This window comes from Duganella rhizosphaerae (assembly GCF_040364205.1).
GTDB lineage: Bacteria > Pseudomonadota > Gammaproteobacteria > Burkholderiales > Burkholderiaceae_D > Rugamonas > Rugamonas rhizosphaerae.
This window is the reverse complement of the sequence record NZ_BPWK01000006.1, coordinates 192,945-216,364: the sequence shown is the minus strand read 5'-3', so window position 1 is coordinate 216,364 and position 23,420 is coordinate 192,945. Positions and strand designations below refer to the sequence as shown.

Below are 23,420 nucleotides of genomic sequence, written 5' to 3'. Positions count from 1 at the left end.
CCCCCAATGACCGCACAAGAATCCAGCTCCATCGCCACCCTGCCCGTGATGGGCGAAATGGCGCACCAGACCTATCCTAGCGCAACCTTGTACGTCGTGGCGACCCCGATCGGCAATGTGACGGATATAAGCCTGCGGGCGCTGCATGTCTTGAGCCTGGTCAACGCCGTGGCCTGCGAGGACACCCGCAACACCGCGCAGCTGATGACCCGTTTCGGCCTGCACAAGCCGCTGATCGCGGCCCACCAGCACAACGAGCGCGAAGTGGCGGAAACGCTGATCGCCCGCCTGCAGGCCGGCGAGCGCATCGCGCTGGTGTCGGACGCCGGCACGCCGGCCGTGTCCGATCCCGGCGCGCGCATCGTCGACGCGGTGCGGGCGGCCGGCTTGCGCGTGCTGCCGCTGCCGGGCGCCTCGGCGGCGGTGACGGCGCTGTCGGCCAGCGGCCTGGTGAACGATCAGTTTTACTTCGTCGGTTTCCTCCCGGCCAAGGCCAAGCAGCGCGAGAACTTCCTCGGCACGCTGCGCGCGGTGACGGCCACCATGGTGTTCTACGAAGCGCCGCACCGCATCCTCGATTGCGCCACGGCGCTGGCTGCGGTGTTCGAGCCGGAGCGCCAGGTGGTGTTCGCGCGCGAGCTGACCAAGATGTTCGAGGAAATCCACCGTTGCCCGCTGTCCGAGGCGGAGGCGTGGATCAAGGCCGATGCGCATCGCGAAAAAGGCGAGTTCGTCGTGCTGCTGGCCGGCGCGCCGGCGGCCGAGGACGAGCAGGACGTGGAGGCCGAGCGCATCCTCAAGATTCTGCTGACCGAATGCTCGGTCAAGCAGGCCGCCAACCTGGCGGCCTTGATCACCGGCCGCAAGAAAAACGCGCTGTACGACCGCGCCTTGCAGCTCAAGGGCGACGAATAATCAGAACTTGCAGCCGCTGTCCTTTTTGTCCAGCATCCAGATGAGCGGAGCCAGCAGGCCACCGCCGCCCTTCCTGCAGTCGGGTCGGGTGGCGCTTTGGATGTCGCGTCCCAGCTTGGATTCCCGCTCTTCGGGATACAGCGGATGGTCGTCCAGCTGCGCCACCGGCAGCCCGGCGCGGGCCGGGTCCTTGGCATTGGCTTCCTTGCGGGCGGTTTTCAGCGCCGCGTTCATGTCGAATTTCTTCGCTTGCAGTTCCGGGTGCAGTGGGTCGGGCGCGGTGCTGGCCGGCGCCGGCAGCGTGATCGCCTGCGCGGTGACCGGGGCTGGCTCGGCGGCTGGCGCTGGCGGGCTGGCGCGGCTGGCCAGCTGCGGCCGTTCGCGCTTGCGCGGCTGGACCGGCTCCGGTTTCGGCTTGGGCGGCGGCTCCACCTTGGCCACGACGGGCTTGGGCGGCTCGGCCGGCCGCAGCCAGACCGTCATGCTCTTGGCTGGCCGCTGCTCGTCAGGCGCGCTGGGCGCCGCCAGCCGGTAGCCGAAAATCAGCGCCAGATGCAGCACCAGCGAGACGGCGATGCCCGCAGCGATCCCCGGCCGCCGCATCGTCGCCGGCTGAAATTGCTCGAAAGTCGCGCTCATGGCTTTTTAGATAATTTATGCACACCGCCATAATCTCACATTGAAAAAAAATCGCCATGGTACATACTGATTTCATAGTGGTACTTGACGGATAGTGAGGCAGCTTGTATTATCTTGCTTCTTCGGAGTGTGGCGCAGTCCGGTAGCGCACCTGGTTTGGGACCAGGGGGTCCAAGGTTCGAATCCTTGTACTCCGACCAAGATTCAAGAAAAAAGACTCAAGAGCTTAGGCTCTTGGGTCTTTTTTTTATTTCCAAATTATATAAGCGCTTATATAGAGTGTTATCATCGTTGCATGAAACGACTGATACCCTCCCTCTTATTGTTGCAGTGCCTGGCGCTGAATCCTGCATTCGGCAGCGGCCAGGACGTTCCCGACGCGATCGTCGTCAGCGGCGCCAAGGATCCGGACTGGAAGACCTACCGCGCCTTCAGCGCCGGACTGGACATCTTCGAGCAGCAGCACCAGATGGCGCCCGGCGCGTCGCTGCGCTTTGTGCTGTTACCCAAGGCGGCCAACGCCTCGCTCAAGGATATCAAGCTGCGCATCGCGGGCGACGAGATGAGCCTGTCGCTTGCGGTCGCCGAAGACGGCACATTCAGCGTGCCGCGCAGCGAGGCCGCCAGCAAGGAGGATGCCGAGCTGCTGCTCAATCGCAAACCGGGCACGTTCCGCTGGCGTCCGGACGTGCACACGCCGGGTGTACCACCCAACGCGCGCCGCCTGGGCGATCTGCGGCTGGAGTGCGCGGTGCGCTGGGCGGTCGAGCAATACGAACTTCCTTACGTGATCCGCAAGCTGATGAACGCGGCGGGCCAGCCTTGCCTGACCTCGCGGATCAAGGTCGACAATATCGCGCCGCGTCCGGTCGCCGCGATGTATCTCAGCTGGAATGGCCGCCGCAGCCAGCTGCCCGCCAGCCTGCTCGAGGATGGCGGCAAGGTCTACCTGGCCCCGGTCCATGACCAGGATTGGCCGGACGACGCCCTGCTGGAATTCGATTTCGTGCCGGTCGCGACGCGCTGAGCCGCAAACGAGCTATACGAATAGTTCATAGATCCGGTTGAATATGCAATTGGTTGCCTAACAAGCTCTTGCGTAATATTAAATGAGCGCGGGGAAAACGCGCAGTCAAAAATTACGGAGAGACCATGCAACCGACTACGCTCAACTGGCCCATCGCCTGCTAGCTCGCCGCATCCCGCGAGCGCCTGTTTCCAACTATTAGAGCTTAGCGCCGTCCCAGGCAGGCATTCGCACATTCATTCGTTCCTAAAAATAAAACACTGGAGACACAATGAAATTGAATACTTCGAAGACAGTCATCGCCGCTGTCGTAGCTGAAATGTTGATGATGGTGGGCGCGTCCGCGCAAACGTCAAGCGAGGCCAAGCCGCTCGATACCGGTTCCGTTGTCGTCGTCAGCGGCATCCGCGCCTCGCTGTCGTCGTCGCTGACGACCAAGCGCATCCAGGACGGCGTGGTCGACGCGGTGTCGGCCGAGGATGCCGGCAAATTCCCTGACACGAATATCGCCGAGTCCCTGCAGCGCGTGACCGGCGTGCAGATCCAGCGCAACAATGGCGAAGGCCGCTACATTTCCGTGCGCGGCCTGGGGCCGGAGTTCAACAATGTGCTGGTCAATGGCCGCACCATGACCAGCGACACCGGCGGCCGCGAGTTCTCCTTCGACCTGCTGTCCTCCGACCTGATCTCGAAAGCGCTGGTCTACAAAACGTCGCAAGCCTTCCTGCCGGAGGGCGGCATCGGCTCGACGGTGGACATCCAGACCGCGCGCCCGCTGTCGGGCAAGCTGGGCCACAGCTCGGTGGTCAATGTGTCGGATTCCTACGATAGCAACTCCAAGAAGAACACCCCCAATATCAGCGGCATGTACTCGTTTGCCAACGAGAACCGCAGCTTGGGCGTGACCGGCTCGCTCTCCTACACCGACCGCGCGTCCAAGCAGAACAAGGCCGTCAACGACGCCTGGAACTACCGCGACGTCTCCATGATCAACGGCGACCTCAACTCCAAAGGGTTGACCATGGCCGACGTGACCACCAAGAAGCTCTATATGCCGCAGAGCTATGGCTTCCAGCAGGAGAACGAAAGCCGCAAGCGCCTGGTCGGCAATCTGACGGTGCAATACAACCCGTCGCCAACCTGGAAACTGACGGCGGACGCCCTGTACTCGCGCCTCGATCAAAAGAACGACGTGATCGCGTTCAGCGATTGGAACAATCCCCAGCAGCTCGGCGTCAAGTATGACTCCAACAACCAGGTCACCAGCTTCCTGCGGCCAGGCTCCATCTTCTACGCCAACAACCCGGCGCTGGCCGGCAGCGGCAAGCTGCTGGGCGAAGCCAATTCGAACGACATGATCGTCAAGGGCGGCGATCGGCTGTCCACCACGCAGGCGTTCGGCCTGAACTCGAAATGGGCGCTGGCGCCGGAACTGAAGCTGGAAGGCGATATCTCCAACTCGCGCACCACCTCCAAGTCGCCGAATATGTGGATCGTGGCCGGCATGGTGCCCAAGAATGGCGACACGCTGACCTTCGGCAGCACGCCCGGTCTGGTGTTCGGCGACGGCATCGCCGATCCGACCGCGGTGCGCGCGCACGCCGTCTCCTATGGCGACATCCGCAATCTCGACGACTTGCAGGAGGGCCGTTTCAGCCTGGCCTGGAATCACGAGATGGGCTACTTCAAGGGCATCGATACCGGCATGGCCTACTCGCAGCGCAACGTCGAGCGCACGCAGTGGAATAACGACGCCTGGAATGCCTTCAGCGGCTATCACGTCGGCTTGCCTTCGTCCTTGTTCACGGTAACGCCGATGGATAACTTCCTGGGCAATGGCGCGCAGATTCCAAGCGCCTATCTCAGCTTCAATCCGTACGAGTACATGAACTATCTGAACCAGCCGTCGCTGCTGGCGCAATCGAACGATCCGGCGCTGTATCAGGACAAGAGCAAGTATCCAAACGGCCCGATGGCGATCGACTACACCAAGCCGGACATGTGGGGCGTGAAGGAGAAGGTATCAAGCTTCTTCCTGGACTCCAAATGGGAAGGCGCTGGCTGGTCGGCCAATGCCGGCATGCGCGTGGTGCACGTGAACTCGGCGTCGACCGGCATCAGCCGCGTCCTGCTGTCGGCCACCAAGAGCCCCAACGACACGACCTACATCCTGAACTGGGGCCCGACCGCCGTCAACACCGTCACCAACAGCTACAACAGCTTCCTGCCGTCGGCCAATCTGAAGTTCGACCTGACGGCCGACATGCTGCTGCGCCTGGCCGCATCGAAGACCGAGACCCGTCCTACGCTGAACCAGATGGGCGTGAGTAATTCCTACGGCGGTCGTTACGGCGACGTGCAAACCGGCGGCGGCAATCCCTACCTGAAGCCGATGCAGTCGAAGAACTACGACCTGTCGTATGAATGGTATCTGTCGAAGACCAACTACGTCAGCCTCGCCGTCTTCCGCAAGGACGTCTCCAACTTTCTGGAGACCAAGATGGTGGACATGAAAATCCCGCAGTACACCGAAGTGGTGCATGACACCCGCGTGCGCAACGGACAGCAAGGCAAGATCAAGGGCGTGGAACTGGCCGGCCAGTACGCCTTCGATAACAACATCTCCTGGCTGAAGGGATTCGGCGTCGCCGCCAACTACACCTACGTGGACGCAAGCGCGACCCGCGACACCGACACCGGCGCGCCGGCCTGCGGCTATCCTGGCTTGTCGCCGCAGTCGTACAATGGCTCGGTGTTCTACGAGAACGATAAATTCATGGCGCGTATCAGCTACAACTGGCGTAACCACTTCTCCGTCGATTGCGGCGGTGGCAGCACCCTGCCGCGCACCCGCGCAGCCTACGGTCAGAGCGACGCCAGCCTGCGCTACAACCTGACGCCGAAGATGGCCCTGTACGCGGACTTCATCAATCTGAACAACGCCAGGATGCACGAATATGCCAACAACGAATCGCAGTTCCTTACCCTGGAAGACGTCGGCCGCCGCGCCAACGTTGGCCTGCGAGTGGCGTTCTAAATGATGCGAGCGAACCTGCCTCGCCGCCGCCTGCTGCAAGGCGCCGCTGCCGTCGCCGGCGGCGCCCTGCTGCCGATCCACGCCGGCGCACAAGCCGCGCCGCGCTTTGCGGTCGGCGCCAGCGACTTTCTCATCGACGGCAAACCGTTCCAGATCCGCTGCGGCGAAATGCACTTCGCCCGCGTGCCGCGCGAGTACTGGACGCACCGCCTGAAAGCCATCAAGGCGATGGGCTTGAACACGGTGTGCGCTTATCTGTTCTGGAACTATCACGAGTGGCGCGAAGGGAAGTTCGACTGGAGCGGCCAGCGCGACGCGGTGGAGTTCTGCCGACTCGCGCAGCAGGAAGGGCTGTGGGTGATCCTGCGTCCCGGTCCCTACGCCTGCGCCGAGTGGGAGATGGGCGGCCTGCCGTGGTGGCTGCTCAAGAAGAATCCCGGCGACGCGTTTTTGCGCACGCGCGATCCGGCCTTTATCGACCCGGCGCGGCGCTACCTGAATGAAGTTGGCCGCGTGCTGGGGCCTATGCAGGTGACCCAGGGCGGCCCGATACTGATGGTCCAGGTGGAGAACGAATACGGCTTCTTCGGCGAAGACCTGGACTACATGCGCGTGCTGCGCCAGGCCCTGCTCGACGCCAGGTTCGACGTGCCGCTGTTCCAGTGCAATCCGACCAACGCTGTCGCCAAGACCCATATCGCCGGCATGCTCTCGGTGGCCAACTTCGGCAGCGATCCGGCCAGCGGCTTCAAGGCGCTGGCGGCGGTGCAGCAGGCGCCGCTGATGTGCGGCGAATACTATTCCGGCTGGTTCGACACCTGGGGCAATCCGCATCGTCGCGGCGACAACACCAGCGCCGTCGTCGACATCCAGGCCATGCTGAAGGCGAATGGTTCGTTCAGCCTTTACATGGCGCACGGCGGCACCACCTTCGGCCTGTGGGGCGGCTGCGACCGTCCCTTCCGGCCGGACACCACCAGCTACGACTACGACGCGCCGATCAGCGAAGCCGGATGGATGGGCGCCAAGTTCAACGCCTATCGCGAAGGCATGCGGCCGTTCCTGGCGGCGGGTGAAGTACTGCCCCAGCCGCCGGCGCGCAATCCCGTCATGCGCATCGACGCGTTTGCGCTGAGCGAGTCGGCGCCGGTGCTGGCCAATCTGCCGGCGCGCACGATCAAGGCCGTGTCGCCGGAGCCGATCGAACAGTACGACATCAGCCGCGGCCTGGTCGCCTACCGCGTGCAGCTGCCGGCCGGTCCTGCGGGGCTGCTGGCCGCCACCAAGGTGCGCGACCTGGCCTGGGTCTACATCGACGGCAAGCAGGTGGGCACGCTGGATACGCGCCATCGCCGCTTCTCGGTTGCCGTGCCGGCGCGCAGCAAGGCCGTGACGGTGGAGATCCTGCTGTACACCATCGCGCGGGTGAACTTCGGGCTGGAAGTCCATGACCGCAAAGGCCTGCATGGTCCGGTGACGTTCACCACCAAGGACGGCGCGGCGCAGACGCTGGAGAACTGGGAAATCCGCGCCATCGATTTCGACGCCGACGGCGTGCTGCCGCCGCTGTCGTTCAAGCGCGGACGCGCCAAAGGCCCGGCCTTCTGGCGCGGCGGCTTCGAGGCCGGCCGGCAGGCAGACACCTTCCTCGACATGTCCAGCTGGGGACAGGGCATCGTGTGGATCAACGGCCGTTGCCTCGGCCGCTACTGGAGCATCGGACCGACGCAGACCATGTACCTGCCCGGTCCGTGGATCAGGAAGGGCCGCAACGAAATCGTGGTGCTCGACCTGACCGGCCCACGCAGCGCCCGCATCGCCGGCCTGACGGAGCCGATACTCGACCAGCTCAATCCTGAGCTGGACCTGGCGCGGCCACCCAGCACGGTCAAGCCGGCGCTGGAAGGCGTCACGCCGGCGCAGGCGGGCGAGTTTGCCGCCGGTGGCGCGACCCAGGATGTGCTGTTCGCCGCACCGGTCAAGGGACGGCAGTTCTGCCTTGAATCGCTGAGCGCCTTCGACGGCAAGCAGTACGCGGCGGTGGCCGAGATTTCACTGCTGGGCAAGGACGGCAAGACCATCAACCAGCAATCGTGGACGATCGCCTACGCCAGCAGCGAGGAGTTGAAGAAGGAGGATGGATCGGCGCTCAACGCGATCAACGGCCAGGCGTCGGATCACTGGCACACCGCGTTTTCCGGAGGGACCGGCCACCCGCACCAGCTGATCATCGATCTGGGTCAGCAGGTGGAGGTGGCGGGCGTGCGCTACATGCCGCGCCAGGGGCCTGATACCGTCACTGGACGTATCAGGCAGTACCGCATGTACGTCGCGGACAAACTGGTCCGCGAATGACGCCGGCGTTGCTTAGCCGGCGCGCTTGGCGGCGATGGCGTTGCCGGCGCGGCTGGCGCCTTTGCGGCCCAGGAACTGCGAGATGAACTGGCCGGCGTCGACCACGATATCGAGGTCGATGCCGGTTTCAATTCCCAGTCCCTGCATCATGTACAGCACGTCCTCGGTGGCCACGTTGCCGGTCGCGCCCTTGGCGTACGGGCAGCCGCCCAGGCCCGACACCGACGAGTGATAAATCGTGATGCCCAGCTCCAGGCTGGCGTAGATGTTGGCCAGCGCCTGTCCATACGTGTCGTGGAAGTGGCCGGACAAGCCGTCGATACGGAAGGCGCGGATCGCCGTCTCCATCACCGCCTGCGTCTTGCGCGGCGTGGCGACGCCGATGGTGTCGGCGATGTCGATCTCGTCGCAGCCCAGGTCGCGCATGCGGCCCACCACGTCGGCCACCGCGTCCAGCGGCACTTCGCCTTGATACGGACAACCGAACGAGCAGCTGATGCTGCCGCGCAGGCGCAGGCCGTTATCCTTGGCCGCTTTCGCGACGCCTTCGAAACGCGCGATCGATTCGGCGATCGAGCAGTTGATGTTCTTTTGCGAGAACGCCTCCGAGGCCGAACCGAAGATCACCACCTCGTCCGCCCTGGCCGCAAGCGCCGCCTCGAAGCCCTGCATGTTCGGCGTCAGCGCGGAGTAGATCACGCCCGGCTTGCGCGTGATCGCGGCCATCACCTCTTTGCTGGTGGCCATCTGCGGCACCCACTTCGGCGACACGAACGATGCCGCTTCGATGTTCTGGAAACCGGCACTGGTCAGGCGGTTCACCAGCTCGATCTTCACTTCGGCGGGCACGCTCTCTTTTTCATTTTGCAGGCCATCGCGTGGACCGACTTCGACGATCTTTACCTGTTTCGGCAAACTGTTCATATCAATATCCTCTTTTGCGGTCGACCACGCCGGCGACGATATCGCCGTTCGCGGTCTTGCGGATTTTTTCGGCGATCTGCTGCACGCTCTCGCGGCGCAAGGTCAGCGCCGAGATGTGCGGCGTGATCGTGATGCGCGGCTCCTGCCAGAACGGATGCTGCGTCGGCAGCGGCTCGTTGCGGAACACGTCCAGCGTGGCGGCGGCGATGTGGCCGGACTTGATCAGCGCGAGCAGGTCCGGCTCGGCCACATGTGCGCCGCGCGCCACGTTGATCAGGTACGAGCCTTGCGGCAGCTTGCACATATTGGTGCGGTTGACCAGGTTGTTGGTGTCCTGCGTCAGCGGCAGCATGCAGACCAGCACGCGGCTGCCGCGCAGGAAGGTATCCAGGCCATCGGCGCCGTGGAAACACTGCACACCCGGCATGCTCTTCTCGGTGCGGCTCCAGCCGCGCAGCGGGAAGCCGAACGGCGCCAGCGCCTCCAGCACGCGCGTGCCCAGCACGCCCATGCCCAATACGCCGACCGCGAAGTCTTCCCTCGGATGCTGCGGCAACGGCAGCCACTGGCCGGCGCGCGCCTGGGTCTCGTACTCGTCGAAACGGCGGAAGTAGCGCAGCACCGAATAGGTCACATACTCCGCCATTTGCAACGCCATGCCGGCGTCTTCCAGGCGGATGATGGGGATGTGCGGCGGCAGCGCATCGCTGAACTTGAGCAGCGCGTCGACGCCGGCGCCGGTGACGAAGATTGCCTTGACCTGCGCCAGGTCCGGCAGCATCGCTTCCGGCGGCGACCACACGACGGCGTAATCGCATGCCTGGCATTTTTCACCGGCATGCCAGATTTCGACTTCGGCTTCCGGCAGGTACTTGGCAAAGTCCTTGATCCAGGGCTCGGTCTTGCCGTCAGACCGATGTAAAAGAATACGCATGATGTCCTCCTCTACGCCGTCTTGAACGCCAGCAGCGGCGCACCGTCGGCCACCTGGTCGCCCACGCTGTACAGGATTTCGTCGACCACCCCATCGTGCGGCGCGGCGATGGTGTGTTCCATTTTCATGGCTTCCATGATGACCAGGGCGTCGCCCTTCTTCACTTCCTGCCCTTTGGCGGCCAGCACCGCCACCACCTTGCCCGGCATCGGCGCGGTCAGGCGGCCGCCTTCGGCCTCGGTCTCGCCGGCGTGCGCCATCGGATCGTTGTAGGCCAGCGGATAGTGCGCACCGTTGGTGAACACGTGCAGCATGTCACCGTCGCGGCGCACGGTGCCGTGCACGGCGCGCTCGCCCAGCTTGATGCTGAAGTCATTTTCATTCTGAGACATCAGGCTCAGTACCTGCGGCTGCGCCGTGCCGACGCTGAACAGCCAGTCGGTGGCGCGGTAGCTAATGTTGACGCCATACGGTTTGGCTGCCGCGAATTCGTCGCTGAAGGACAGCGTGCGCAGGTAAGGATGGTTCATGCGCCAGCCCAGCGCCTGGCCCCATGGGTCGGAGGCGTTGGCGCCGGATTGCGCGGCGGAGCGGTCCTTCTCGGATTCGATCAGCGACACGGCGGCCAGCGCCAGCGCTGCATCCGGCGCCGCTTGCGCGGCCGGGAACAGCGCGTCGTGATTGCGCTCGATCAGGCCCGTGTCCAGGTCGGCCGTCGAGAAGGCCTGGCCTTCGACCAGGCGTTTCAGGAAGGCGATGTTGGTGGCCAGGCCGACGATCTGGTACTGCGACAGCGCTTGCGCCATGCGGGCCAGCGCCTGCTTGCGGTCCGCGCCCCAGACGATCAGTTTGGCGATCATCGGATCGTAGAACGGCGAGATAGCATCGCCGGCGCGCACGCCGGAATCGATACGTACGCCGGCCGGCAGGTTGACGGCGCCGCCCAGCTCAAAGGCGACCGCGCCCGGCGTTTCCATATGGCGCAGCGTGCCGATCGACGGCAGGAAGCCTTTCTCTGGATTCTCCGCGTAGATACGGGCTTCGATCGAGTGGCCGTTGATGGCCAGTTCGTGCTGCTGCTTCGGCAGCGGCTCGCCGGCGGCTACGCGCAGCTGCCATTCCACCAGGTCGGTCCCGGTGATCATTTCGGTGACCGGGTGTTCAACTTGCAGGCGGGTGTTCATCTCCATGAAGTAGAACGAGCCGTCCTGGTTGGCGATGAATTCCACCGTGCCGGCGCCGACATAGCCGACGGCCTTGGCGGCGGCGACGGCCGCCTCGCCCATCGCTGCGCGGCGTTCGGCCGGCATGTTCGGTGCCGGCGCTTCTTCCAGCACTTTCTGGTGGCGGCGCTGTACCGAGCAATCGCGCTCGAACAGGTAGATGCAGTTGCCGAGGGTGTCGGCAAACACCTGGATTTCAATGTGGCGCGGACGCTGGAGGTATTTCTCCGCCAGCACCTTGTCGTCGCCGAAGGAACTGATCGCCTCGCGCTTGCAAGATGCCAGCGCGTCCTTGAACTGCGCCGAGTTCTCGATCACGCGCATGCCCTTGCCACCGCCGCCGGCCGAAGCCTTCAGCAGTACCGGGTAGCCGATCTTGTCGGCCTGCGCGTGCAGGAAGTCGGCGTCCTGCTGTTCGCCGTGGTAGCCGGGCACCAGCGGCACGTTGGCCTTCTCCATCAGCTGCTTGGCGGCGGACTTGGAGCCCATCGCGCGCATCGCCGAGGCAGGCGGGCCAATGAACACCAGGCCCGCTTCGGCGCAAGCGTCGGCGAATTCGGCGTTCTCGGACAGGAAGCCATAGCCGGGGTGGATCGCTTGCGCGCCGGTGGCCTTGGCGACGGCGATGATTTTCTCGCCGCGCAGATAGCTTTCCTTGGCGGCGGCGGGGCCGATCAGCACCGCTTCATCGCACACTGCGACATGCTTGGCATTGGCGTCCGCTTCCGAGTACACGGCGACGGTCTTGATGCCCATGCGGCGCGCGGTAGCGGCCACGCGGCAGGCGATTTCACCACGGTTGGCGATCAGTATTTTTGTAAACATGGTCTCTCTCTTTGCAGCTTGTGGCTGGAAGTTTTTTTATAGTTAACCGTAAAACCGTCGTCACTCCCGCGCAGGCGGGAGTCCATACTCAGCATGGGCTCCCGCTTTCGCGGGAGCGACGTATTAGCAGCCGCACTTCTCCTTCGGTGCCGAGTCCAGCACGGCGCCACGGGTTTTCAGGCCCAATTTGTTCAGCAATGCGCGGTCGTCTTCCGCTTCCGGGTTATCGGTGGTCAGCAGCTTGTCGCCGTAGAAGATCGAATTGGCGCCGGCCAGGAAGCACATGGCTTGCACCGCTTCGCCCATCTGGCGGCGGCCTGCCGACAAACGCACGCGCGCCTTCGGCATCGTGATGCGGGCGACGGCGATGGTGCGCACGAACTCGAACGGGTCCAGCGGGTCCATGCCGTACAGCGGCGTGCCTTCCACCTGCACCAGGTGGTTGACCGGCACCGATTCAGGATACGGATTCAGGTTGGCCAGCTGCGCGATCAAACCGGCGCGCTGCAGGCGCGACTCGCCCATGCCGACGATGCCGCCGCAGCAGACCTTCAGGCCCGCTTCGCGGATGCGGCCCAGCGTGTCCAGGCGGTCCTGGTATTCGCGGGTCGAGATCACGTTGTCGTAGAACTCGGGCGCGGTGTCCAGATTGTGGTTGTAGTAATCGAGGCCGGCGGCCTTCAGACGCTCGGCCTGTTTTTCTTCCAGCATGCCCAGCGTGGCGCAGGTCTCCAGGCCCAGCGCCTTCACTTCGCGCACCATCTCTTCGACCTTGTCCATGTCGCGGTCTTTAGGGCTGCGCCAGGCGGCGCCCATGCAGAAGCGGGTGGCGCCGTTGTCCTTGGCCTGGCGGGCCGCATCGAGCACGGTGTCGATGTCGAGGATCTTCTTGGCTTCGACGCCGGTGTCGTAGCGCGCCGCCTGCGGGCAGTAGCCGCAGTCTTCCTCGCAGCCGCCGGTCTTGATCGACAGCAGCGTGGCCAGTTCGACGTCGCCGTCAGGGAAATTGGTACGGTGGGTTTGCTGTGCGCGGAACATCAAATCATTGAACGGCAGGTCGAACAAGGCCATCACGTCTTCCAGCGGCCACGTCGCGGCAGGCGGCAAGGTGATGGCGGCCGTCGGACGGTGCAACGCTACGGTTTTCGGTTCTTGGAGGGTGTTCTGGGACATCGTGTTTCCTTCTTCGTTCAAAGTTTGTTTTGAGCTGGCCAATTTGGCAGCTGCGTAAAATCGATATGTGCGGCGGCGGCGCGTGCGCCGGGTTCGGCCAGGCGCGGCACGCGGCCCAGCAGCGGTGCGCTGATGCGTTGTTCCAGCGCGTCGACGTTTTCGTCGGCAAAGGCCATGTCGTCCTGCGTTTCGTTGGCGACCCAGCCGGCCAGGCGCAGGCCGCGCGCTTCGATCGCTTCCACCGTCAGCAGCGCGTGGCTGATGCAGCCCAGCCGCAGGCCGACCACCAGCACCACCGGCAGGTCGAGCTGCTCGGCCAGGTCGGCGGTGTCGAAGTCGTCGTTGAGCGGCACGCGGAAGCCGCCCACGCCTTCCACCACCGTCGCGTCGGAGGCGGCGTTGATCTCGACGTAGGCCGCCAGGATGGGCACCGGCGAAATCGTCACGCCTTCCAGCGCGGCGGCGATGTGCGGCGCGGCCGGCTCCCTCAGCAGGAACGGCGTGGTGATCGATTGCGGCAGGTGGACATTGCCGGCGGCGGCCAGCTGGTCGCAGTCGTCGTTGTGCCAGGCGCCGTCGCGCAGTTCGGCGCCGGCGGCCACCGGCTTCATGCCGCAGGCGCGCACGCCGGCTTGCACCAGCGCGTGCAGCATCGCCGATGAGATCAGCGTCTTGCCGATTTCGGTGTCGGTGCCGGTGACAAAACAGCTGAAACGCGGCGGGATGCCGGTGGCGGCGGGTGCGGGCTGCACCTGCGTTTGCGGCGCCTCTACGGCTATGACGGGATCGTCGAGACTCATATCAAGTCCTTTCCAATGCATTGATCGCGGCTATCAGTTTCGCGACTTCCATGCTGCTATGTCCTGCGGACAGCGTCACGCGCAGGCGCGAGGTGCCCGGCGCCACGGTCGGCGGACGGATGGTGCCGACCCACAGACCCTGCTCGTACAGGGCCGCGCCGGCGCGCATGGTCTCGGCATTATCGCCGATCAGGATGGGCTGGATCGCAGTCATCGAGGGCAGGCGCTGCCAGCGCTTCAAGCGCAGGCCATCGTCCAATTGTGCCACCAAAGCTTGCAGCTGTGCGCGGCGGTTGCGGCCTTCGTCGCCTTCCAGCAGCTCAAGGCTGGTCAGCAGCGCGTGCGCCAGCGCCGGCGGCGTGGCGGTGGTGAAGATGTAGGGACGGGCTTTCTGGATCAGCGTTTCGATCACCGTCTCGTGCGCGGCGACGAAAGCGCCACTGACGCCGGCCGCCTTGCCCAGCGTGCCCATATAGACCAGGTTGGGCGAACGCAGGTCGAAGTGCTCCAGCGCGCCGTGGCCGTTGGCGCCCAGCGTGCCGAAGCCGTGGGCGTCGTCCACCACCAGCCAGGCGCCGTATTGTTCGCACAAAGCCAGCAGCTGCGGCAGCGGCGCCAGGTCGCCGTCCATGCTGAAGACGCTGTCCGTCACTACCAGCTTGGTAGCTGCCTTGGAGGCGGCCAGCATCTGCGTCAGCGCTTCCAGGTCGGCATGCGGGTAGACCTTGACGTTGGCGCGCGACAGGCGGGCGCCGTCGATCAGCGAGGCGTGGTTCAGCGATTCGGAGAAGATGTCGGCGTCGCGGTCGCCGGCGGTCAGGCCGGTGACGATGGCCAGGTTGGCCATGTAGCCGGTGCAGAAGGTGAGCGCGCGCGGCGACACCAGGTGGGCGCCGACGAATTCCACCAGCCGCTCTTCCAGCATGGCGTGGGCGCGGCCATGGCCGCTGATCAGGTGCGAGGCGCCGCTGCCGACGCCATACATCGCCGCGCCTTCCTGCAACGCGAGTTTGATCTTGCGGTGGTTGGCCAGGCCGAGGTAGTCGTTGGTGCAGAAGGCCAGCAGTTCGCGGCCACCGACCGACACGCGCGGACCGCAGGGCGTGTCGACCGTGCGGCGGGTGCGGATCAGGTCCTGTTCTTCCAGGGCTTGCAGCTGCTGCTTGAGTTGATTCAGCATTTCCATGGTCAGCCCGCCATCACTTTGTCGAACACGGCCAACGTGTTGGCGGCGAGGCCGTCGATTTCCTCGTCGTTGAGGATATACGGCGGCATCATGTAGACGGTGGAGCCGATGGGACGCATCAGCAGCTCATGCTCGACCGCCGTGGCAAAGAAGCGGCGCGAGAAGTCCGGCGTGGCATCGATGGCGTCGAAGGCCCAGATCATGCCGCGCTGGCGGAAGTTGCGCACCTGCTTGTGCTGCGCCAGCGGTTGCAGCGCGGCGGTCAGGCGCGCGGCCTTCACGCGGTTGGCGGCCAGCACATCGTCTTCCTCGAAGATTTGCAGCGTCGCCAGCGCGGCCCGGCAGGCCAGCGGGTTGCCGGTGTACGAGTGCGAGTGCAGGAAGCCGCGCGTGACGTCGTTGCTGTAGAAGGATTGGTAGATCTCGTCGCGCGTCATCACCAGCGACAGCGGCAGGTAGCCACCGCTGATGCCCTTCGACAGGCACAGGAAGTCCGGCCATATGCCGGCCTGCTCGCAGGCGAAGAAGGTGCCGGTGCGGCCGCAGCCGACGGCGATTTCGTCGAGGATCAGGTGGACCGAGTGGCGGTCGCACAGTTCACGCACCAGCTTCAGGTACAGCGGGTCGTGCATCGCCATGCCGGTGGCGCATTGCACCAGCGGTTCGATGATGATGGCGGCGATCTTGTCGGCGCGTTCGATGAACAGGCGCTCGACGTCGGCGGCGGCTTTGCGGGCCATGTCTTCCGCGGTTTCGCCCAGGGCAGCATTGGCGTTGCGCGCGTCCGGCGACATCACCGTTTGCGAGGCGCGCAGCAGCGGGCCGTAGGCGTCCTTGAACAGGGCGACGTCGGTCACGGCCAGGGCGCCGATGGTCTCGCCGTGGTAGCTGCCCTTGAGGCAGACGAATTCCTGCTTGCCGCTCTTGCCGTTGTTGCGCCAGGAGTGGAAGCTCATCTTCAGCGCGATTTCCACCGCCGATGCGCCGTCGCTGGCGTAGAAGCTGTGGCCGAGCACATGGCCGGTCAGCGCCGACAGTTTTTCCGACAGTTCGATCACCGGTTCGTGCGTAAAGCCGGCCAGCATCGCGTGTTCCAGCGTGTCCAGCTGGTCCTTCAGCGCGGCGTTGATGCGCGGGTTGGCGTGGCCGAACAGGTTCACCCACCAGGAGCTGATCGCATCCAGGTAGCGGCGGCCTTCATGGTCGTACAGCCACGCGCCCTTGCCGCTCTTCACAGGAATCAGCGGAACGGTTTCGTGGTGCTGCATCTGGGTGCACGGATGCCATACGCTGCGCAGGCTGCGCGCTACCCAGTCGCTTTGTTTATTCAATTCCAAAAAATACTCCTATCCCTGCGTCATTCCCGCGCAGGCGGGAATCCACACTGCGGCATATAGGATGCTCAGCATGGATCCCCGCGTACGCGAGGATGACGGGGGTAACTAAACTAGCCATGACGGCTTGCGCTTCTCCAGGAACGAGGCCACGCCTTCGCGGCCCTGTTCCGAGGCGCGGATATGGGCGATGCGCTCGGCGGTATCGGCCAGCAGCGCATCGTTGACGGTTTGCCCGACCACGTCGCGCACCAGCACCTTGGCTTGCTGCACGGCGTTCGGGCTGTTGTTGACCAGCGCCTTGACGATCTCCGCCACCTTGGCGTCGAGCGCATCGGCGGCCACCACTTCGTGCGCGAAGCCGATGCGCAGCGCTTCCTGCGCGCCGAATCGCTCGGCGGTCAGAAAGTAGCGGCGCGACGCGTTCTCGCCCATGGCCTTGATCACGTAGGGCGAAATGGTGGCGGGGATCAGTCCCAGCTTCACTTCGCTCAGGCAGAAATTGGCCTGGTCGACCGCGACGATGATGTCGCACGCGGAGACCAGCCCCATGCCGCCGGCGTAGCAATCGCCCTGCACCTTGGCCACCACGGGCTTGGGACACAGGTAGATCGTGCGCAGCATCTCCGCCAGTTGCAGAGCGTCGGCATGGTTTTCGGCGTGCGTGTAGCCCGCCATTTTTTTCATCCAGTTCAAGTCGGCGCCGGCGCAGAAGGCCGGGCCGTTCGCCGCCAGCACAATCGCGCGCAGGTCTTCCTCCGCACCGAGCTCGCCGAAGGCTTGCGTGATCTCGGCGATGGTGGTTTCGTTGAAGGCGTTGCGCACGTCCGGGCGGTTCAGCGTGACGGTGGCGACCTTGCCTTCGCGGCTGATGGTCAGCGTGGTAAAGCCGATCTCTAAGCTCATCTCTAGTCCTTGATCGTGTATTTGATTTCGGTCGGCATGCCGACGCTTTGCAGGAAGCGCGTGGTCTCCGGCAGCCAGATGGCGACGCCGTCCGGGCTGGAGCTCATGCCGTGCGCATCGCGCTTGAACGGTCCGTAGGCCACCAGCTGCGCCTTGCCGCCGCCGGCGGTGTAGGCCGCGTACATATCGGCAGCCAGCTTGGGGCCGAAATGCTGGTCGTTGGCGCCGTAGAACCAGATGCTGGGCGTGGTGCCGACCGCGCCGTAGGCCTTGAAGGCGTCCACCAGCGCGGCCTTCCAGTCGCAGTGCGAGCGGCTATTGACGCCACCGGCGAAGTTGATGATGCCCTGTACGCCGCTGATGTTATGGCTGCCGGCGGCGATCGCCGTCAGGCCGCCGTGCGACTGGCCGGCCAGGATCACGTGCTGCTGGTCGGCCCATGGCTGCTTCATCACGTACGCCATCGCCGCATACAGCGACGACGCCTGGTCCTCGCCGTTCTCTTTGGCGCGGCAGTGCGAGTTGACGTAGGTGCCGCCGGAGCCGGCGAAACCCAGCCGCATCGGGATCACCACCGCGTAGCCGCGCTTGACGAACTCGCGGCTGATGACCGGGTAGCGCGCCCGTTCCTGCTGGTGCGCGTCGCCGGCGGCTTTGCCGTGGTTCATGAACAGCACCGGGAACGGGCCGTCGCCCGGCGGTTTGTAGATGGTGGTTTGCAGGTCGATCTCGGCGCCGGCTATCTTGGCGGGGATGGCGATGACCTGCTCGCCCATGCTCGCGTCGACCACCGGCAACGGGCCGGCCTGCGCTGAAGCGCAAGCCGCCGCCAGCAGCAGCGCTGCCAGTCCGTGACGGTATCGGGTTTGCATGGTCATCGTCCGCTTACATCCTGAAGACGCCGAACTTGGTGTCCGGGATTTCGGCGTTGAGCGCGGCCGACAGGCCCAGGCCCAGCACCATGCGGGTGTCGGCCGGGTCGATCACGCCATCGTCCCACAGGCGCGCGGTGGCGTAGTACGGGTGGCCCTGGTGTTCGTATTGATCCTTGATCGGCTGCTTGAACGCGGCTTCTTCCTCCGCCGTCCACGAGCCGCCCTTGCCTTCGATGCCGTCGCGCTTGACGGTGGCCAGCACCGATGCCGCCTGGTCGCCGCCCATGACGGAGATGCGGGCGTTAGGCCACATCCACATGAAGCGCGGCGAGAAGGCGCGGCCGCACATGCCGTAGTTGCCGGCGCCGAAGCTGCCGCCGATGATGACGGTGAACTTGGGTACGGCGGCGGTGGCGACCGCCGTCACCATCTTGGCGCCGTTGCGGGCGATGCCTTCGTTTTCGTATTTGCGGCCGACCATGAAGCCGGTGATGTTTTGCAGGAACACCAGCGGGATCTTGCGCTGTGCGCACAGCTCGATGAAGTGCGCGCCCTTCAGCGCGGACTCGGAGAACAGGATGCCGTTGTTGGCGATGATGCCGACCTTCATGCCGAAGATGTGGGCGAAACCGCAGATCAGCGTGGTGCCGTAGCGCGCCTTGAATTCATCGAACTCGCTGCCGTCGACGATGCGCGCGATGACCTCTCTCACGTCGAACGGTTTGCGGGTATCGACCGGGATCACGCCGTACAGTTCTTCGGTGGCGTATTTAGGTTCCGCCGCCTCGCGCAACGCGCCCTGCTGCGGCTTGGTGCGGTTCAGATTCGAGACGATGGTGCGCGCCAGCGACAGCGCGTGCAGGTCGTTCTGCGCCAGGTGGTCGGCCACGCCGGACAGGCGGGTGTGGACGTCGCCGCCGCCCAGGTCTTCAGCGGTGACGACTTCGCCGGTGGCGGCCTTCACCAGCGGCGGGCCGCCGAGGAAGATGGTGCCCTGTTCCTTGACGATGATCGATTCATCGCTCATCGCCGGCACGTAGGCGCCGCCGGCGGTGCAGGAGCCCATCACCACGGCGATCTGCGGGATGCCCTTGGCCGACAGGTTGGCCTGGTTGTAGAAGATGCGGCCGAAGTGGTCGCGGTCCGGGAAGACGTCGTCCTGGTTGGGCAGATTGGCGCCGCCCGAGTCGACCAGGTAGATGCACGGCAGGTTGTTCTGGTCGGCGATCTCCTGTGCGCGCAGGTGCTTCTTGACCGTGATCGGGTAGTAGGTGCCGCCCTTGACGGTGGCGTCGTTACAGACGATCACGCACTCCTGGCCGGCCACGCGGCCGATGCCGGTGATGATGCCGGCGGCCGGCGCGGCGTCGGCGCCGTTGGCGTCCTGGTACATGCCGTAGGCCGCCATCTGCGACAGTTCGAGGAAGGGCGTGCCGGGATCGAGCAGCATCTGCACGCGGTCGCGCGGCAGCAGCTTGCCGCGGGCGACGTGCTTGGCCGACGCGGCCTCGCCACCGCCGAGGGCGATCTTGGCGACCTTGTCGCGCAGGTCATCGACGACGGCCTGCATGGCGGCCACGTTGGCTTTGAAATCCTCGCTGCGGGGATTGAGTTTGCTTTCGATCTGCGGCATTGCTTTTCCTTTTTCTGCGCGGTGTCTCCGCCGCGTCCTGATGATTTATTCTGGAAAACTACCGTCAACGTAAAACCAGCGCAGCCCGCCTTCGGCCGGCTCGCGTACAAAATTACTGATCTCGTGCAGACGCTGGGCCCGGCCATTGGTCTTGAACCGGGCGACAAACTCCACCGTATCCCTGGTCGGGTCGGTCTCTTCTGCTTTACGTTGACGTAAACGTAAAGCAGATTTTACCTCAAGTCCCAGCCACTGCAATTTTTCTTCTGCGCTCATAATCGGCTCGGCCGGACGGGTGCTGGCGTGCCAGGTTGCCAGCAGGTAGGGCTCGTTGCGCTGCACATAGGCGGTATAGCGGGAGCGCATCAGCGTTTCGGCGGTCGGCGGGATGGCGGCGCCGTCGATATACGGGCCGCAGCAGCTTGCCAGGGAGGGGCCGCCGCAGGGGCAGGCCGCGGGTGCGGTGGACTTCTTGGACATGAATTCAGGTGGTCGGGCTGGTGTGGCGATCCAGCATTATCCGCCAAATAGCCGCATTCCGCCGGGCTTGCCGTTATGCTATGTGTACAAATATTGTTATTTTCAACGTCCTGATGCGTACATGTTTTCTGTAACGCTATTACACTAGAGGCGTGAGGAGATTTGAATGAGCCAGACCAGTTTTGAATTCAAGGCGGATGCCAATGACAGTACGCCGCTGTACATGCAAATTGCCCGCAAATTAAGCGATGATGTGCATAACGGCCGCTACCAGGTGGACCAGGCGCTGCCGTCCGAGCGGACCTTGTCGGAGCTGCTGAACGTGTCACGGGTGACCGCGCGCAAGGCCATCGACCAGCTGGTGGACCAGGGATTGGTGGTGCGCCGTCGCGGATCGGGCAATTATATTGCGCCGCGCATCGAGCAGCCGCTGTCCAACCTGACCAGTTTTTCCGAACAATTGCAGCAGCGCGGCCACATTCCCGGTTCGCGCTGGCTCAAGCGCGCGGTGGTGACGCCGACGCCGGAAGAGCAGCTGAGCCTGGGCCTGTCGCCGTATTCCAAGGTGGCGCGGCTGGAGCGCTTGCGCCTGGCCGACGACGTGGTGATGGCGTATGAGGTGTCGGTGCTGCCGCAGACCGTGCTCAACGATCCGAACGCGGTCGGCGCTTCGCTGTACCAGTACCTGGAAAGCATAGGCCAGGCGCCAGCGCGCGCCCTGCAGCACATCCGCGCGATGAATGCGTCGGCCGAGCTGGCCAAGCAATTGGGTGTTCCCGAGGGGCAGGCGGTGCTGTACATTACCCGTATTGCCTATCTGGAATCGGGCGAGGCGATGGAGTTGACGCATTCCTATTGCCACAGCGATCACTATGACTTCGTGGCGGAGATGCGTCGCGCAACGTAAGACAAAACCTATGCTAAAAACCGAAACGCCGAGTACGCAGCACGCGCAGCTGGATCAATATTCGGTTGAGGCATTGGTGGCGGCGCTGGTCGAGGACCAGACCCATGCGCTGCGGGCGGTGCAAGCCGCCGAGCCCAGCATCACAGCCGCCGTGCAGTCGATGGCGCCGCGCATCGCCGCTGGCGGACGGCTGATCTATGTCGGCGCCGGCACCTCGGGGCGGCTGGGCATCCTCGACAGCGTGGAGCTGTTCCCTACTTTCTCCTGGCCGCATGAGCGCGCCGTTGCCCTGCTGGCCGGAGGCCTCGGCGCCATGTTCGAGGCGGTGGAGGGGGCGGAGGATGATCGCGCCAAGGGCGCTTCCGATCTGCGCCTGCTCTATCCGGTCTACAACGACGTGGTGCTGCTGGTGGCGGCGTCGGGCACCACGCCGTATGTGCTGGGCGCCTTGCAGGCTGCGCGCACGGTGGGCGCGCTGACGGTCGGCATCGCCAACAACGTCGGCACGCCGCTGACGGCGGGCGCCGACATCGGCATCACCATCGACACTGGGCCGGAAGTCATTTCCGGCAGCACACGGCTGAAAGCGGGTACGGCGCAGAAGGTCGTGTTGAACACCTTGTCGAGCGCCTTGATGGTGCGCTTGAATAAAGTCTACGGCAACCTGATGGTGGACATGCACGCCACCAACGTCAAGCTGGTCGAGCGTGCGGTGCGGCTGACCATGCACGCCACCGGTGTCGACGCCGACATCGCGCGCGGCGTGCTGGAGCGCTGCCACTTCCACGTCAAAGTCGCCATCGTCGCGCTGCTGAAAAACACCTCCATCGAAGAAGCGCAAGACCTGCTCGACGCATCGGACGGCAACGTCCGCCGGGCTTTGAAGCCATGATCGAGATACGGGCGGTAACGCAAGAGGATTACGACGCCTGGCATTTGTTATGGCTGGGGTACAACAAATTCTACGGTCGCCATGGCGATACGGCGCTTCCTGAGGAAATCACCCGCATGACATGGTCGCGCTTTTTCGATGAGAGCGAGCCGGTGCATGCGCTGGTGGCTGTGCATGAGGGTCAGTTGGTCGGCCTCGCCCACTGTCTCTACCATCGCGGCACGACACAGATAGGCCTCAGTTGCTACATGCAGGACTTGTTCACCGCTGAAGCCGCCAGAGGCCAGGGCGTGGCGCGCAAGCTGATTGAGGCAGTGTACGAGCAAGCCCGCGCCGCAGGCAGTCCGAGGGTGTACTGGCAAACCCACGAAACCAACCACACCGCCATGCAGCTGTATGACAAAGTCGCGGACCAGTCCGGCTTCATTGTCTACCGCAAGCTGCTGTAGCTAATCACACCTGACTGCGGGGCGCCCTCAACGCTGCGGTTAAATCCGATAGCGTGATCATCAGCGTCATAGCGTCCAGCGGCGAAACAACGAAACCGACTTGCTCATAGAACGATTTGGCCGCCGGTGTCAGCGCGTGCGTGATGATGCCACGGATACCGATTGATTCGGCGGCTTGAAGAATGCGATAGCTGGCATCTCGAACCAATGCGCGCCCCAGCATTCTGCCTTGAAGACGCTGGTCGATGGCGAGGCGGCCGAGCAGCACAACGGGAATGGGTTCAGGCATATTGCGACGAAAAGTTCCTGCAGCTGCGCTGGTGTTGATAGCGCCTGCTGCTAGCGCGTAATAAGCGATAACGCTTTTGCCCTTGCAGATGACAAAGGTACGCGATGCACCGCTCGCCTGATTTTGCATGGCGCGACGTTTAAGCCATATATCCAGGCTGTCGACTCCGCACGAAAAGCGATTGGTGGCATGCTGGCTGGTCATCGGCTCCGGTGACCGTATGATCATTTTTTATCCCAAGGCGCCTTGGTTTGCACGGTTTTAAGCAGGTGCACGTTGGGTGCGGGGGGCATATCCAGCCTTGCAAGGAACTCCGCGTAGGCTTCCGGCGTTACGACTATATTGACTTGGTCCAGTAGCGCGTCGTCCGCTGCTCGCCGTAAGGCATCGAGGACGAAATCGTTGCTATTTTTGCCAGAGGCTTTGGCGGCGCGCTCGATGAGGTTGCGTTCTTTCGAACCCATGCGTATGGTTAGCGTTTCTGGCGTGCTTTGGGTATCGGCTGGTGTGGACATGTCTCGATCTCCGGTGGCTGTCTGAATTGTAGTCCGAATTTTGCCGAACAAAATCGAAGGATGTATGGATCGAGCGCAACAACGCAGTGCCTGGGCCTGGGT

21 protein-coding genes and 1 tRNA gene are annotated in these 23,420 nt (G+C 64.1%); 8 read left to right on the top strand and 14 right to left on the bottom strand.

The window, feature by feature from the left end:
• Nucleotides 1-6 precede the first annotated feature (6 nt).
• A complete protein-coding gene (gene rsmI, locus RUGAMON1_RS15120) occupies nucleotides 7-915 on the top strand; it encodes a 16S rRNA (cytidine(1402)-2'-O)-methyltransferase (RefSeq protein ID WP_116991346.1) in 909 nt (302 codons plus the stop codon).
• Here rsmI and RUGAMON1_RS15115 read toward each other — a convergent pair whose 3' ends face one another.
• Nucleotides 916-1,554, bottom strand: coding sequence for a hypothetical protein (locus RUGAMON1_RS15115; protein WP_445231277.1), 639 nt, complete (start codon nucleotides 1,552-1,554; stop codon nucleotides 916-918).
• A gap of 123 nt (nucleotides 1,555-1,677) precedes the next feature.
• Between RUGAMON1_RS15115 and RUGAMON1_RS15110 the strand changes: the two genes are divergently transcribed.
• From RUGAMON1_RS15110 to RUGAMON1_RS15095, 4 genes are all read left to right on the top strand, one after another.
• Nucleotides 1,678-1,754, top strand: a tRNA-Pro gene (locus RUGAMON1_RS15110).
• Between the two features lie 95 nt (nucleotides 1,755-1,849).
• Nucleotides 1,850-2,581 (top strand): hypothetical protein, encoded by a 732-nt coding sequence (locus RUGAMON1_RS15105; RefSeq protein ID WP_445231276.1) that lies wholly within the window; start codon nucleotides 1,850-1,852, stop codon nucleotides 2,579-2,581.
• A gap of 271 nt (nucleotides 2,582-2,852) precedes the next feature.
• Nucleotides 2,853-5,618, top strand: coding sequence for a TonB-dependent receptor (locus tag RUGAMON1_RS15100; RefSeq protein WP_445231275.1), 2,766 nt, complete (start codon nucleotides 2,853-2,855; stop codon nucleotides 5,616-5,618).
• Nucleotides 5,619-7,973 (top strand): beta-galactosidase, encoded by a 2,355-nt coding sequence (locus tag RUGAMON1_RS15095; RefSeq protein WP_445231274.1) that lies wholly within the window; start codon nucleotides 5,619-5,621, stop codon nucleotides 7,971-7,973.
• 12 nt (nucleotides 7,974-7,985) lie between these two features.
• Here the strand turns inward: RUGAMON1_RS15095 and RUGAMON1_RS15090 are convergent, their stop codons facing one another.
• From RUGAMON1_RS15090 to RUGAMON1_RS15040, 11 genes are all read right to left on the bottom strand, one after another.
• On the bottom strand, nucleotides 7,986-8,897 hold the full coding sequence (locus RUGAMON1_RS15090; protein WP_445231273.1) for a hydroxymethylglutaryl-CoA lyase: 912 nt from the start codon (nucleotides 8,895-8,897) through the stop codon (nucleotides 7,986-7,988).
• 1 nt (nucleotide 8,898) lies between these two features.
• The gene (locus RUGAMON1_RS15085) at nucleotides 8,899-9,831 is read right to left on the bottom strand and encodes a 2-hydroxyacid dehydrogenase (protein ID WP_445231272.1); all 933 of its coding nucleotides are present in this window, start codon (nucleotides 9,829-9,831) and stop codon (nucleotides 8,899-8,901) included.
• 11 nt (nucleotides 9,832-9,842) lie between these two features.
• Entirely contained in the window at nucleotides 9,843-11,879 is a 2,037-nt protein-coding gene (locus RUGAMON1_RS15080; protein WP_445231271.1) for an acetyl/propionyl/methylcrotonyl-CoA carboxylase subunit alpha, read from the bottom strand.
• 123 nt (nucleotides 11,880-12,002) lie between these two features.
• Complete coding sequence (gene bioB, locus RUGAMON1_RS15075) at nucleotides 12,003-13,052, bottom strand: biotin synthase BioB (RefSeq protein ID WP_445231270.1); 1,050 nt, start codon at nucleotides 13,050-13,052, stop codon at nucleotides 12,003-12,005.
• A gap of 17 nt (nucleotides 13,053-13,069) precedes the next feature.
• Complete coding sequence (gene bioD, locus RUGAMON1_RS15070; protein WP_445231269.1) at nucleotides 13,070-13,852, bottom strand: dethiobiotin synthase; 783 nt, start codon at nucleotides 13,850-13,852, stop codon at nucleotides 13,070-13,072.
• Nucleotide 13,853: 1 nt separating this feature from the next.
• Nucleotides 13,854-15,038 (bottom strand): 8-amino-7-oxononanoate synthase, encoded by a 1,185-nt coding sequence (bioF, locus tag RUGAMON1_RS15065; RefSeq protein WP_445231268.1) that lies wholly within the window; start codon nucleotides 15,036-15,038, stop codon nucleotides 13,854-13,856.
• 2 nt (nucleotides 15,039-15,040) lie between these two features.
• A complete protein-coding gene (gene bioA, locus RUGAMON1_RS15060; protein ID WP_445231267.1) occupies nucleotides 15,041-16,375 on the bottom strand; it encodes an adenosylmethionine--8-amino-7-oxononanoate transaminase in 1,335 nt (444 codons plus the stop codon).
• Nucleotides 16,376-16,480: 105 nt separating this feature from the next.
• Complete coding sequence (locus RUGAMON1_RS15055; RefSeq protein ID WP_445231266.1) at nucleotides 16,481-17,278, bottom strand: enoyl-CoA hydratase/isomerase family protein; 798 nt, start codon at nucleotides 17,276-17,278, stop codon at nucleotides 16,481-16,483.
• A gap of 2 nt (nucleotides 17,279-17,280) precedes the next feature.
• On the bottom strand, nucleotides 17,281-18,150 hold the full coding sequence (locus tag RUGAMON1_RS15050) for a dienelactone hydrolase family protein (protein ID WP_445231265.1): 870 nt from the start codon (nucleotides 18,148-18,150) through the stop codon (nucleotides 17,281-17,283).
• Nucleotides 18,151-18,163: 13 nt separating this feature from the next.
• Nucleotides 18,164-19,786: a carboxyl transferase domain-containing protein gene (locus RUGAMON1_RS15045; protein WP_020703867.1), complete on the bottom strand. Its 1,623-nt coding sequence runs from the start codon at nucleotides 19,784-19,786 to the stop codon at nucleotides 18,164-18,166.
• Nucleotides 19,787-19,831: 45 nt separating this feature from the next.
• Nucleotides 19,832-20,266, bottom strand: coding sequence for a YchJ family protein (locus tag RUGAMON1_RS15040; protein ID WP_445231264.1), 435 nt, complete (start codon nucleotides 20,264-20,266; stop codon nucleotides 19,832-19,834).
• Nucleotides 20,267-20,432: 166 nt separating this feature from the next.
• On the opposite strand from RUGAMON1_RS15040, the gene RUGAMON1_RS15035 reads away from it, so the two are divergent.
• From RUGAMON1_RS15035 to RUGAMON1_RS15025, 3 genes are read left to right on the top strand one after another with little or no spacing between them, the layout of a single operon-like run.
• Nucleotides 20,433-21,173 carry a GntR family transcriptional regulator gene (locus RUGAMON1_RS15035; RefSeq protein WP_008443158.1) on the top strand — a complete coding sequence of 247 codons (741 nt, stop codon included), beginning with the start codon at nucleotides 20,433-20,435 and terminating at the stop codon, nucleotides 21,171-21,173.
• A gap of 10 nt (nucleotides 21,174-21,183) precedes the next feature.
• Nucleotides 21,184-22,065 (top strand): N-acetylmuramic acid 6-phosphate etherase, encoded by an 882-nt coding sequence (murQ, locus tag RUGAMON1_RS15030; RefSeq protein WP_445231263.1) that lies wholly within the window; start codon nucleotides 21,184-21,186, stop codon nucleotides 22,063-22,065.
• Nucleotides 22,062-22,514 (top strand): GNAT family N-acetyltransferase, encoded by a 453-nt coding sequence (locus tag RUGAMON1_RS15025; protein ID WP_445231262.1) that lies wholly within the window; start codon nucleotides 22,062-22,064, stop codon nucleotides 22,512-22,514. Before murQ ends, RUGAMON1_RS15025 begins: the two co-directional genes overlap by 4 nt.
• Nucleotides 22,515-22,518: 4 nt before the next feature.
• Here the strand turns inward: RUGAMON1_RS15025 and RUGAMON1_RS15020 are convergent, their stop codons facing one another.
• Entirely contained in the window at nucleotides 22,519-23,007 is a 489-nt protein-coding gene (locus RUGAMON1_RS15020; RefSeq protein ID WP_445231261.1) for a GNAT family N-acetyltransferase, read from the bottom strand.
• Between the two features lie 20 nt (nucleotides 23,008-23,027).
• The gene (locus tag RUGAMON1_RS15015; protein WP_445231260.1) at nucleotides 23,028-23,318 is read right to left on the bottom strand and encodes a type II toxin-antitoxin system TacA family antitoxin; all 291 of its coding nucleotides are present in this window, start codon (nucleotides 23,316-23,318) and stop codon (nucleotides 23,028-23,030) included.
• Between the last annotated feature and the right edge of the window lie 102 nt (nucleotides 23,319-23,420).